The organism is Cytophagia bacterium CHB2 (genome assembly GCA_030263535.1).
In the GTDB taxonomy this organism is placed as follows: domain Bacteria; phylum Zhuqueibacterota; class Zhuqueibacteria; order Zhuqueibacterales; family Zhuqueibacteraceae; genus Coneutiohabitans.
Window position 1 is genome coordinate 1 of the sequence record SZPB01000186.1, and the last position, 12,447, is coordinate 12,447.

Consider the following 12,447-nt stretch of genomic DNA (forward strand, 5'->3'; position numbering starts at 1 on the left):
GTGAGGAAATTTTTTAATGAAAATTGATCACACGTGGTATCAACGCCCGGCGCATGTGCCGGAACATGACTCTGCCGGCGGCATTGTCGTGCACATTGCAAACGGCAAGATTTATTTTGCGTGCGCCGGAGAAACTGGACTCTCTGCCTATGTTTTGCCCAAAGGCCGGGTTGAGCCGGGTGAATCGCTCGAGCAAGCCGCGCGCCGCGAGATCGAAGAAGAAGCCGGGTTGGCGCGGCTCACTTTGCTCGATTTCCTGGGCACGCGCGAGCGCCTGGACTATGACAAACGTGCATGGAAAAAGATTCACTATTTCCTGTTTCTCACCGACCAAATCAACGGCCGGCCCACGGATCCGCAGCACGAAAGTGAGGTGAAATGGTTTCCCCTGGACGAGCTGCCGGAGATGTTCTGGCCCGAGCAGAGGCAGCTGGTGGAGGAAAATCGCGGGCGTATCGCAGAGTTGTTGAAAACAAAGCGAAGCGCCACTGCACACGACATTATATTTGCAACGCTAGCCCAGATTGACTATTTTTGCTCACCCGAACAGGAGAGCAGCGACAGGCCTGAAAATGCCAAACCAGCTTGAGCAAGAAACGGAAGAGAAGGTGCTATAGGAACGAACTTGAAGTAGCCTGGCTTTGAAAATATATCAGGAACTATTTGCAGAATTACCCAACGCGAACAAGCCGCAGCCAAAAAGAAAATTTCCAGCGGATAGAAAAACCCAACGGATGCGGGAGGCTTTATAAGTTGGGTATTTCTATCAGTTGGAAGAATCTATGCTTTTCGCAACGATTCAACTCTAAATAGATTAATGGATTCGTTATGGCAATCGACAAAGAGCTTTATCGTAAAATGCTGGAAGCGTATCGCGAGTGGAATGAGTTTGAGCTGGCTGATCGCGCGCGCAATGCCGGCAGGCTTTCACCGGAAGAGGCATGGCAACAGTACGTTGATTTGTGGGAGTTCGCCGTGAACTCGGCCCCGACCCAAAGCGATTTGCGGCTGAAACTGCGTCTGCAAGAATGGGAAGAATATTATGCCAAGATCGAAAAATTCGAAGCGTGGCGGCGCACGCGTACCCAAAAGACTCAAGGCGCCTTTGCGTAAAGCCATCAAAGTTTTGGAAGACAACGACCACCGCTATGCCGTTATCGGCGGGATTGCGCTCTCGCAATGGGGGGTGGTGAGAGTAACTCAGGATATTGATCTCAAGGTGTTGGTGTCGAATCTTGATTATGCCGGTGTTCGCGCGTTTTTGACGCGCGCTTTTCCCCAAGCCGCACGGCAAAACGCCCCGCAAAATCCCTTTATCGTCGTGGTGGAAATTGATGCAGTGATTGTCGATTTTCTCCTGACTGCTCCTGGCTACGAAGAACAGATCATCGCCCGCGCGGTCCCCCGCAATCTCAACGGGTTCTCCATTTGGGTTTGTTCTGCCGAAGATTTGATCATTCAAAAAGTGATTGCGGGCCGTGGCAAAGATTGGCCTGATGTTGAAGCCTTGTTGATTGAGCAGCGCGGCAAACTTGACGAAGCCTATATCGAAAACTGGCTGTCGCAGTTCGCCGAAGCGCTCGACAAACCCGAAATGTTGACGGAGTATCGGCGTCTGAATGACAAAGTTAAAGCCCTCACGTAATTCACCTTGATGGATTCTACCTGAAACTGGAAACTCCCATGCCCTCATCTCACCAACCCAGCATCATCGAACGCCTCGCCGAAAAATTACATCTCATCCCCAACTTGCACGAAGACCTCAGCGGTGAACTGCCGCGCCTCACGGAACCGGGCGATCTCACCAACTATCCGCCGCCGGAGAAATGGGATGATTGGGTCGAATACGAAGCCAAACGCTGGCCGCGTCGCGAGGCCAAGCATTATATGATCGTGCCCACGATTTGCTTCAACTGCGAAGCGGGCTGCGGCTTGTTGAGTTACATTGATAAACAAACTTTGCAAGTGCGCAAGTTCGAAGGCAATCCTTATCATCCCGGCAGCCGTGGCCGTAATTGCGCCAAAGGCCCGGCCACCATCAATCAAATCAACGACACCGACCGCATTCTTTATCCCATGAAACGCGCGGGCAAACGCGGCGAGGGCAAATGGCAGCGCGTGTCATGGGACAATGTGCTCGATGATATTGCCGGACGCATCCGCAAAGCATTGCTCGAAAAGCGCAACAATGAAATTGCGTATCATGTGGGCCGGCCGGGACACGAAGGCTACATGGATCGCATTCTGCAATCGTGGGGAGTTGATGGCCACAACAGCCACACGAATATTTGTTCCGCGGGCGCGCGTTTTGGTTATGCGATTTGGCACGGCTATGATCGGCCTTCGCCCGATCACGCCAATGCGCGTTTCATTTTGTTGATTAGTGCGCATCTCGAATCCGGGCATTATTTCAATCCGCATGCGCAGCGCATCATCGAAGGCATGATGAACGGCGCCAAGCTTGCGGTGATGGATCCGCGCCTGAGCAACACCGCGAGCATGGCGGATTATTGGATGCCCACGTATCCCGGCAGCGAAGCTGCGGTGCTGCTGGCGATGGCGAAAATCATCATCGATGAAAATCTCTACAACGAAAAATTCCTGCGCGATTGGGTGAACTGGCAGGAGTATTTGATGAAGGAACATGCGGCTGTGGAGGTGACGTTTGCGAACTTCATCGACGTGTTAAAAAATGAATACAAAGAATACACGCCGCAGTATGCCGAACAAGAAAGCGGCGTGCCCGCGCAAACCGTTGTTGACGTCGCGCGGCAAATTGGTGCAGCAGGCTCACGTTTCGCCACACACAATTGGCGCAGCGCGGGCAGCGGCAATCTCGGCGGCTGGGCGGTCGCGCGCTGTTTGCATTTTCTGAACGTGCTCACCGGCAGCGTCGGCACGGTAGGCGGCACCTCGCCGAGCGCGTGGAATAAATTCAAACCCAACGTGCCGAACAAAGCGCCCGCGCAAAAATTTTGGAACGAGTTGCATTTCCCCAACGAGTACCCGCTCGCGCATTACGAAATGAGTTTTCTGCTGCCGCATTTTTTGAAGGAAGGCCGCGGCAAGCTCGACGTGTATTTCACGCGCGTGTTCAATCCCGTGTGGACGTATCCCGACGGCTTTTCGTGGATCGAAGCGTTGAGTGATGAGAGCAAAGTCGGTTTGCACGCCGCGCTCACGCCCACGTGGAACGAAACCGCGTATTTCGCGGATTATGTTTTGCCCATGGGCCATGCGGGCGAGCGGCATGACATTGTGAGTTATGAAACGCATTCGGGTTTGTGGATCGGCTTTCGCCAGCCCGTGCTGCGCGAGGCGCGCCGCAAAATGGGCCGGCCCGTGCAATTCACCTATGAAGCCAATCCCGGCGAAGTTTGGGAAGAAGATGAGTTTTGGATCGAGTTGTCGTGGCGCATCGATCCCGACGGCAGTCTCGGCATCAAGAAGCATTTCATTTCGCCCTATCGGCCGGGCGAAAAGATAACGATTGATGAGTACTATCAATACATTTTCGAGCGCACGCCCGGCTTGCCGGAGAAAGCTGCTGAGCATAACTTGTCGCCGCTCGATTACATGCGCAAATTCGGCGCGTTCGAAGTGGAGCGCACTTCTTACAACAAACATCAATCGCCAATTCCCCAACAAGATTTAGAAGGCGCAAATGTCGATGCAACGACCAACATCATCACACGAAACGGCAAAGCCCTTGGCGTGATGGTCGACGGCGTGGCGCAAGCCGGTTTCAACACCCCGTCGCGCAAGCAGGAGTTTTATTCGCAAACCATGGTGGATTGGCGCTGGCCGGAATACAAAATTCCCACATACATCAAAAGCCACATTCATCAAGAGCAGATTGATTTTGACAAGGGCGAGTTCCCGCTCGTGCCCACGTTCCGCTTGCCCACATTGATTCACTCGCGCTCGGGCAACGCGAAGTGGCTGTATGAAATTTCCAATCGAAATCCCGTGTGGATGCACACTACCGACGCCGCGCGCCTCGGTATCAAAACCGGCGATTTAGTTCGTGTAAACACGGAAATCGGCTACTTCGTCGATCGCGTGTGGGTGACGGAAGGCATGAAACCCGGTGTGGTGGCGTGCTCGCATCATCTCGGCAGATGGCGGCGTGCGCAGGATCCCGCAGGCAATCGCTGGGCAACGAGTCTCGTGAAGATTGAGCAGTTGGGGCAAGGGGCGGAAGGCAAGGGGCAAGAGGCAAGGGGCATGGGGCAAGGGGCAACCGGTAACGAGCAACCGGCAACCAGCCAATGGCGCATCCGCCTGCTCGACAACATTCGCCCCTACAAAAGCACTGACACCGATTCTTCGCGCATCTTTTGGAGCGATGGCGGCGTGCATCAGAACATCACCTTTCCGGTGCACCCCGATCCCATCAGCGGCATGCACTGCTGGCATCAAAAAGTGCGCATTGAGAAAGCGCATGCGGATGATCGTTATGGCGATGTGTTTGTCGATACAGAAAAGTCGTTCGTGATTTATCGCGAATGGCTCAAACTTGCCCGGCCGGCGCCGGGGCCTAGTGGTTTGAGAAGGCCGTCGTGGATGAATCGTCCGCTCCGGCCGGTGGAAGAGATGTTTTATTTGTAGAGACGCCCCGGCGGGGCGTCTCTACGTGCGGCGAAACAACGACTGCAGAGACGTTCCGGCGGAACGTCGCCAATGTCCCCACCGCGCGTTTGCAACCCAATTCCTCGGATCAATTATTGGGCAATTCAAATCGATCTGGCACCAAACGCATTTGGGCGGCAGGGTTCCGCGATTTTTCCTGGCAGTCGCGATTTTATGATCACATCATTCGCGATGAAAAATCATTGCAGAAGATACGGGAATACATTATCAATAACCCGTTGCGGTGGGAAGAGGATAAAGAGAACCGTGCCAATATTTTTATGTGATGGCGATATCCAGAGGCCTGGGGGGCAACGACCGTAAAGTCGCCCCGGCGGCAAAGACGTTTTTGACGGGTGGGGACGAGATAAACGGTAGAGACGCCCCCCGGGTCTCCTCCACGGTGTGTCCAATCGAGACGGTTTAATACGTTGAGGCGTTGTAGAGACGTTCCGCCAGTGGAAATGTTCTGACGGGTGTAGGCGACACAACGGTAGAGACGTTCCAGCAAAACATCTCTACGCTCAAAGACACCCTGACAGGGGCCTTTACGCATTCATAAAAATACTTTCACCAGGTATCGACAACCGGAGGGGTTTGATGAGCGCTCATTTGGATCGTGCGCAGATTTTGTTGGAACAATCGCGTTTTGAATTGGCAGAAAAAGAATTGCGCCTGGAATTGGCGGATGATCCGGATCATCCGCTCGCGCATGCTTTGCTGGCGCTATGTTTGGCGCGCACGAAAAATTTCAAATACGCGCTGTCCGAGGCCAAACTTGCGATACATCTCGGCCCGGATTTGGCGTTTGCCCATTATGTTTTTGCAAGTGTGCTCGATGATCAAGAACGCTACGCCGAGGCTGAAACCGCTGTGCAGGAAGCCCTGCGTCTCGATCCCGAAGATCCGGATTATTTTGCCATGCTCAGTCAGATCAAGTTGAACCAGCGCCAGTGGCCCGAGGCGCTGGAGGCGGCTGAGCACGGCCTGCAACTCGATTCTGAGCATGTCAGTTGCACGAACCTGCGCGCGATCGCGTTGGTGAAGCTGAATCGCAAAGAAGAAGCCGGGGCCACGATTGCCACGGCGCTGCGGCGCGATCCGGAAAACGCCGTCTCGCACGCGAATCAGGGCTGGACGTTGCTGCAGCGCAATGAACCGGAAAAAGCCATGGAGCATTTCCGCGAAGCGCTGCGTCTTGACCCTGGGCTGGACTGGGCGCGCGAAGGCATTGTGGAGGCGCTTAAAGCACGGCATTTTATTTACCGCCTCATGCTCGGATATTTTTTTTGGATGTCGCGCTTGAGCAGCCGCGCGCAATGGGGCGTGGTCATCGGCGGCTATTTTGGCTATCGCATTTTGCTCTCGTTTGCTGAAAACAACCCGGCAGCAGCGCCGTTCATCTGGCCGGTTTTGATTCTTTATATTGTTTTCGCGGTGTTGACCTGGATCGCGCGCCCGCTGTTCAACTTGCTGCTGCGGCTGCATCGCTTTGGCCGCCTGGCGCTTTCGCGCGAGCAGATCGTTGCCTCGAATTGGGTGGGCGGATGCCTGGGGTTTGCGTTGCTCAATTTGGCCGTTTGGCTGCTGACGAAGCATCCCACCGCGTTAATCGCCGCGATTACCGGCGGCGCGATGGTGATTCCGATTGCCGGAAGTTTTTACGCCAGCGGAAAGCGGCGCCGCACGTTGATGATCTACACCCTGGTTTTGGCGGGATTGGCGATTGCGCTGCTCACACTCGATTTGTTTGACATTGCTCTCGCCAGTTCATTGTTCTGGATTTTTTTACTGGGCATCTTCGCGTTTCAATGGGTGGCGAATGCCTTGCTGATGCGGTGAATCTTCCGGTGCAAAGGTTCTCTGCGCGGTTGCAAAAATGCGGCGCGCGGAATGTTTCGTCCGGTGGCTTCTTTCAAAAATTCTTTTAAATCGCCCTCTTGATAAACTTCCGGCGCGATCGCAGCATGGCCGGCGCGATGCCATTTTACCAAACGGATTTTGCCCTCGGCAATCTCCAAATTGGTGAGGCCGTCATTATACAGCGCGCAACCGCTGTTGAAATACGCCGGCAGCGCTTTGCCCGCCGTTTCCACCGGAACGATTATGCCTTTGCGCTGTTTCTCCCGTTCTAATTTTTCCTGCAACGCCGCAAGCTGTTCGGCCAAATCTGCCAACAATTTTTTATCTGCGGTTGCATTCATCTGTTCTTCTAATTTTGCAATTTCCATGTGCAAGCGCTCGGCATACGAAAGCGAAGCAAAAATCGCGCGATGGGTGTGGCCGCAAATCAGCATCGTCTGATTCGCTTTGGCCCATTGATAGAGCTTGCGTTCATAATCGCGCGGCCGCTGGGATTGCGCGGCAGATTCATTTTGAAAGCCGAAGAGGCGCACCACCAGCGGTTCGATAATTTTGAACAAACGTACGGCCAGGCGCCGATACCACCAATGCCCACGGCTCTCATGCGGATCAGCCTGATGGCCGTGCGCCAGCAAAATGTGACGGCCAAGTTTGAGCGCTTCCACAGCTTGTCCGAGGTGATTTCTGCGCGCCGGCCGTGCGGGATCTAGCGGCGCTTCCCAGTCATAATCATGATTGCCGAATACACGATACAGCCGCCGGCGCGGAAACGCGCGCAATTGTTTGTAAACCGTGGCGCCATAGCGCGCGCGGATTTTGTCGAGATCGAATTGCCAAAGCTCTTCAATATCGCCGAGTAAAATGAGATAATAGCCCTGCTTGCGATAATGCCGCAAGGCATGCACTAATGGTTGTTCGTTGCGATGAAAATTGTCGGCCGGCCCGCCATTGCCGAGATGAACATCACTCAAAATGGCATAGCAGCGGTTTACTGGAAGGCGTCTGACTCGCGATGCAGGCGCTTGTAAAAGCGCATCCAGGCGGCGGAATTTGTTTCGAGTTTCCTTGAGCATGATTGACATTCTTCCTCGATGTTCTCGTTTAGCAGCTATTCCAATTACCGCCGATGCAGCAGCGCTCGGAATAGCCCATGTCATTAAAGGACGAATTGCGTTTTCAAAAAAGACACGCAATCAGAAAGAAGTTCTCGCTAAATTTATTCTCAAATCGGCGCGGCGGCGCAAGAAAGCTCATATTTAATTTCGACCAAAGAGAACAAAAATACACCCCGGTTGGTTTTGACCGGCAACCGTTGCCTCTCCGGCGCAATTCGCCGATGCTTTTCCTTCATCCGCCGAAAATGACGTAGCTTTTTGAAACGAAAGGCGTATATGTCGGCGAACTTGAAACTTTTTCAGGAGGCTCGTCATGGGTAGAACATCAAAACTTAGATTTGCCCCGCATTTTATTCTCGGCGCATTGTTGATTGCCGCCGGTGTGCTGGTTTTGTTGGACAACCTCGAGCTGGTTTATCTCGGGTCGATTTGGGAATTGTGGCGCTACTGGCCGTTGCTGCTCATTCTCCTCGGCGTTGGCAAGTTCTGGGAAGCCACCAGCATGAAAGAGCGCCGGGACGGTTTTTGGCTGATTGCCATTGGCGTTTGGCTGTTGGTTTCTTTCTTAGAAGTTTTTGGTTTGGGCTTTGGCGAAACCTGGCCGCTGCTCTTGATTGCTGCCGGCATCAGTTCGGTGTGGCAGGCCTTGTCGACCGAGCCGCGTCACGTCACCTCAAGCCGCAGGGAGAATAACGTATGAATGATCAAAAAGCGTTTCGCGTCACCCCCCAATTGGTGCTGGGTCTCGCGCTGATGTTGCTCGGCCTCATCTTTGTGCTGGATAATCTGGGCATCATTTATAAAGGCGATTACTTGCAATACTGGCCGGTGCTGCTCATTGCGCTCGGCGGGATCAAGTTCGCGCAAAGCCAGGGCGCGCCGGGCCGCGCCGGCGGCTTGTTGATCGCCGCGATCGGCGTGTTGTTGCTGTTGCGCAGCCTCGATTTTATCTATTTTCGCTTCTGGGATTTTTTCTGGCCGGTGTTGTTAATCTCGATTGGCGTGAGTATGTTGCTGCGCGCGTGGTCGCGCTATCGCGGCGGAGACAACGACCTGGCTTCCGACAATCGCATTAACGGCATGGCCATCATGGGCGGTTTTGAGCGCAAAAGCAATTCGCCTGATTTTCAAGGCGGGGAATTGACCGCGATCATGGGCGGCTGCGTTCTGGATTTGCGCCAAGCCTCCATGCGAAGCGGCGAAGCCGTGATTGACATCTTCGCCTGGTGGGGCGGCGTCGAAATCAAAGTGCCGGAAGATTGGAGCGTTACCCTCAAGGGCTTGCCGATTATGGGCGGTTTTGCCGACAGCACGCGCCCGCCCAAGCCCGACACCGGCAAACGCCTGATTGTGAAAGGTATTGCCGTCATGGGCGGCCTGGAGATAAAAAACTAATCTCTCGCAATCGCGCTTTTGCGGACGAAGATGTTTGAACGGCTGTTCCTGGCGCAACAAAAGCGCACGGATGGCGTTCCCTACAAAGCATGCATCCTTTACTTGCGCATAAAAATCGCCTGGGTTTGTATCTCATCGCCTGGGTTTTGATGGGGGTTTTGCTGGCCGCACTGGTGAAATTCATGGCCAATTTGCCGTGGCTCGAGGCATTGGTGCTGGCGCTGCCCCTGACAATGATTTACTCGTTCATGTGTTTGCCGCCTTGGTATTTGTGCCGTGAATTTCCGCTGACCCAGACGCCGCCGGTAAAGCTTGCTCTGGTTTATGTTGTGGCCGCGATTTTGTCGAGCGCCTCATGGCTTGCGCTTGGCAAAGGGTGGAGCCTGTTGCTGGCGCGCCCGGACTTTTTCCCCAGTCTTGCGGTGCAGTATGAACAAGTCCTGCCCCTGTTCGCCGGCGTTGGCCTGATGCTGTTCTGGCTTAGCGTGGTGGGGCATTATCTCGTTATTGCATTTGAGACCGTGCGCCTGAACGAGAAACAGGCCTTGGAGTTGCAAATTCTCGCGCACGAAGCGGAGTTGAAAGCGCTGCGGGCGCAAATTCATCCGCATTTTCTGTTTAATAGTTTGAATTCGATTAGCGCGCTGACCACAATCGATCCGGCTGCGGCGCGGCTCATGTGCCTGCGCCTTGCGGATTTTTTGCGACAAAGCCTGAATCTTGGCGCACAAGATAAAATTTCATTGGCGCAGGAATTGGCATTGGCTCAGGATTTTCTCGCAATCGAACAGATTCGGTTTGGCCAGCGTCTGCAAGTGGCGCAAAACATTGCAGAGGAAAGCACGGCATGCGAAGTGCCGCCGTTGCTGCTGCAGCCGCTGCTGGAGAATGCCATTAATCATGGCATCGCGCATTTACTCGAGGGCGGAACGATCACACTTGAAGCCTTGCGCAATGGCTCTTATCTCAAGTTGGCTGTGCAAAATCCCTGCGATCCCGAACGCCCGTCGCCACGCCGTGCGGGTATTGGTCTTGCGAATGTGAAAAAACGCCTGTTTACCCTTTTCGGCGCCGATGCCCGGGTTGATATCATCGACAATACGCACGATTTTCGCGTGGAATTATCGCTGCCGGCCCGGCCATAAATTTACCACAAGCCGGGGAAGTCAGGCTTGAACTCAATGAATCAACGTACCTTTTCAGTTCCTTGAGTCCAAGCCTGACTAGTGAATTTTGCGTGATGGAAAAAAATGCCAATCGCCCCCTTCAAACTCGAACGCTACTTTGCCGAGCACGAATTCAAAGTCAAATACCTGTTGAGCGCCTCGGATTGCGAAAGCCTTACGCTCGAAAATTTGTTGCAACTGGCCGATGACGAATGCCTGAAGCTGTGGCAGAATCTCAAACTCGGCTATACCGAATCTGCCGGACATCCGATATTGCGCGAAGAAGTGGCGCGGCTTTACAGAAATGTGGCGGCCGAGAACGTTATGATCGCCGCGCCCGAGGAGGCCATTTTCATTGCAATGCATACCCTGCTCGATCCGGGCGATCATGTCATCACCATTTTTCCAGCATATCAATCGCTCTATGAAGTCGCGCGCAGCCGCGGGTGTATCGTCACGACTTGGGAGTTGGAACTCAGCGCCTCGCGTTGGCAGCTTGATCTTGGCCGGCTCGAAAACAGTTTGCAGCCAAACACCCGTTTGCTGGTTTTGAATTTTCCGCACAATCCCACGGGCTATTTGCCTTCGATCACGGAGCTTGAGGCAATCATCGCAATTGCGCGCCGCCATGGCCTCTATGTTTTTAGTGATGAAATGTATCGCGGACTCGAATACGAGGCCGCACAACGCCTGCCGTCGATTTGCGAAATCTATGAAAACGGCATCGCCTTGTCCGGTTTGTCGAAAACGTTTGCACTGCCGGGTTTGCGCCTCGGCTGGCTGGTGAGTCAGAACAAAAGCTGGCTGGAACGTTGGCTGACATTCAAAGACTACACCACGATTTGCAACAGCGCGCCTGGGGAAATTTTGGGTATCATGGCATTGCGTGCAACAAAAGCGATAATCACGCGCAATCTGGAAATCATCCAGAAAAATATCGTTTGTGCTGAAGCATTTTTTGCCGAACATCCAGAGAAATTTTTATGGATCAAACCGCAGGCCGGTTCGGTTGCGTATCCGAAATGGAAACCGGATACGCCGGTCGATGATTTTTGCCGGGAGGTTCTCGCGCAGCAAAGCGTGATGATCGTGCCGGGAAGCATTTTCGATGCGGCCGGGAAGCATTTTCGGCTTGGGCTAGGCCGAAAAAATTTCGCGGAAGCCTTGCCGAGGGTGCAAGCATTTTTACAAACAGACAGGTAATCTTGCGGCGATAAAACATCTCATCACGAACCGGTGTTAAGCGAATGCGTGGCAAACGTTAGAAAAAATCTGACTTTCTAAACAGGAGTTAACAGAGAAACCAGATGACGAAATCTCCGTTATCTCTGTGCGCTCCTGTTCTGGTTCGGTGTTGAGGTTAATGTTCAAAATACGGTGAAGTTTAAAAATGGCCTCTGTTCGTGAGAGAGAAAAAATCGGCGTGGTGATTGTTGATGACGAAGAATTGGCACGGCATCTGGTACGCGAGTACCTCGCCGGCGATGCTGATCTGGAGATTTTGGCGGAGTGCGCCAATGGCTTCGAGGCCGTGAAAGCGGTGGCTGAATTGAAGCCGGATTTACTCGTGCTCGACATTCAGATGCCCAAGCTCAACGGGTTCGAGGTGTTGGAGTTGATCGAGAGTGATCTGGCGGTCATTTTTGTTACCGCTTATGATGAATATGCCTTGCGCGCGTTCGAGGTTCATGCGGTCGATTATCTTTTGAAACCGATCAGCCCGGAACGCTTGCAGGAGGCCGTCAGCCGCGCCAAGCAGCGACTGGCACACCGTGAAACGCTTCCACTGGAAAAGCTGGCAGCCACGACGCGCGCGCTTGGCAGTCCTTTGGAGCGAGTGCTGATACGCACGGGCGCGCAGGTTTTGGTGATCCCGGCAGCCAAGATAGATTACCTCGAGGCGCAAGATGATTATATCAAAATCAGCTCCGAAGGCAAAAACTTTCTTAAACAAATGAAGCTTAGTGATTTGGAAGCAATGCTCGATCCCCGGCGCTTTGTTCGCATTCATCGTTCTTATATATTGAATATAGAACGGCTTGAGCGCCTGGAGTTGTATGCCAAAGACAGCCGTATGGCAATCTTGCGCGACGGCGCCCGAATTCCGGTGAGCCGCTCGGGGTATGCCAAATTGAAAATCTTGCTGTAAACGCGCCGGAAGAAGGCGTCGGCGCCTCTTATAGCGTTTTTCAAATGCGTGTGCAGGAGCCGTAGTCTTGCCCCCTCGTGGGGCACTGTTGCAACCGCGAATTTAGTGGCTTCGACAGCCGCCCACG

The 12,447-nt window shown here is 53.6% G+C and carries 11 protein-coding genes and 1 pseudogene; 11 read left to right on the forward strand and 1 reads right to left on the reverse strand.

Features of this window, described 5'->3' with window-relative positions:
• Nucleotides 1-16: 16 nt before the first annotated feature.
• The 6 genes and pseudogenes from FBQ85_17335 to FBQ85_17360 all read left to right on the forward strand — a co-directional run bounded on the left by FBQ85_17335 (nucleotide 17) and on the right by FBQ85_17360 (nucleotide 6,474).
• Nucleotides 17-589, forward strand: coding sequence for an NUDIX domain-containing protein (locus FBQ85_17335; GenBank protein MDL1876911.1), 573 nt, complete (start codon nucleotides 17-19; stop codon nucleotides 587-589).
• Between the two features lie 239 nt (nucleotides 590-828).
• Entirely contained in the window at nucleotides 829-1,113 is a 285-nt protein-coding gene (locus tag FBQ85_17340; protein MDL1876912.1) for a hypothetical protein, read from the forward strand.
• Nucleotides 1,043-1,645 (forward strand): hypothetical protein, encoded by a 603-nt coding sequence (locus FBQ85_17345; protein ID MDL1876913.1) that lies wholly within the window; start codon nucleotides 1,043-1,045, stop codon nucleotides 1,643-1,645. The genes FBQ85_17340 and FBQ85_17345 overlap by 71 nt, the downstream gene beginning before the upstream one ends.
• 38 nt (nucleotides 1,646-1,683) lie before the next feature.
• Nucleotides 1,684-4,611 carry a formate dehydrogenase gene (locus FBQ85_17350; protein ID MDL1876914.1) on the forward strand — a complete coding sequence of 976 codons (2,928 nt, stop codon included), beginning with the start codon at nucleotides 1,684-1,686 and terminating at the stop codon, nucleotides 4,609-4,611.
• Between the two features lie 173 nt (nucleotides 4,612-4,784).
• Nucleotides 4,785-4,919 (forward strand): annotated as a pseudogene (locus tag FBQ85_17355) (transposase).
• Nucleotides 4,920-5,232: 313 nt separating this feature from the next.
• Nucleotides 5,233-6,474 (forward strand): tetratricopeptide repeat protein, encoded by a 1,242-nt coding sequence (locus FBQ85_17360; GenBank protein ID MDL1876915.1) that lies wholly within the window; start codon nucleotides 5,233-5,235, stop codon nucleotides 6,472-6,474.
• Here the strand turns inward: FBQ85_17360 and FBQ85_17365 are convergent.
• Entirely contained in the window at nucleotides 6,441-7,652 is a 1,212-nt protein-coding gene (locus FBQ85_17365; GenBank protein MDL1876916.1) for a hypothetical protein, read from the reverse strand. The two genes, FBQ85_17360 and FBQ85_17365, sit on opposite strands and share 34 nt — an antisense overlap.
• 271 nt (nucleotides 7,653-7,923) lie before the next feature.
• Between FBQ85_17365 and FBQ85_17370 the strand changes: the two genes are divergently transcribed.
• The 5 genes from FBQ85_17370 to FBQ85_17390 all read left to right on the forward strand — a co-directional run bounded on the left by FBQ85_17370 (nucleotide 7,924) and on the right by FBQ85_17390 (nucleotide 12,320).
• Nucleotides 7,924-8,310, forward strand: coding sequence for a hypothetical protein (locus FBQ85_17370; GenBank protein ID MDL1876917.1), 387 nt, complete (start codon nucleotides 7,924-7,926; stop codon nucleotides 8,308-8,310).
• On the forward strand, nucleotides 8,307-9,005 hold the full coding sequence (locus FBQ85_17375) for a hypothetical protein (GenBank protein ID MDL1876918.1): 699 nt from the start codon (nucleotides 8,307-8,309) through the stop codon (nucleotides 9,003-9,005). Before FBQ85_17370 ends, FBQ85_17375 begins: the two co-directional genes overlap by 4 nt.
• A gap of 89 nt (nucleotides 9,006-9,094) precedes the next feature.
• Complete coding sequence (locus FBQ85_17380; protein ID MDL1876919.1) at nucleotides 9,095-10,150, forward strand: sensor histidine kinase; 1,056 nt, start codon at nucleotides 9,095-9,097, stop codon at nucleotides 10,148-10,150.
• Between the two features lie 105 nt (nucleotides 10,151-10,255).
• Entirely contained in the window at nucleotides 10,256-11,374 is a 1,119-nt protein-coding gene (locus tag FBQ85_17385) for an aminotransferase class I/II-fold pyridoxal phosphate-dependent enzyme (GenBank protein MDL1876920.1), read from the forward strand.
• Nucleotides 11,375-11,588: 214 nt separating this feature from the next.
• On the forward strand, nucleotides 11,589-12,320 hold the full coding sequence (locus tag FBQ85_17390) for a response regulator (GenBank protein ID MDL1876921.1): 732 nt from the start codon (nucleotides 11,589-11,591) through the stop codon (nucleotides 12,318-12,320).
• Nucleotides 12,321-12,447 lie beyond the last annotated feature (127 nt).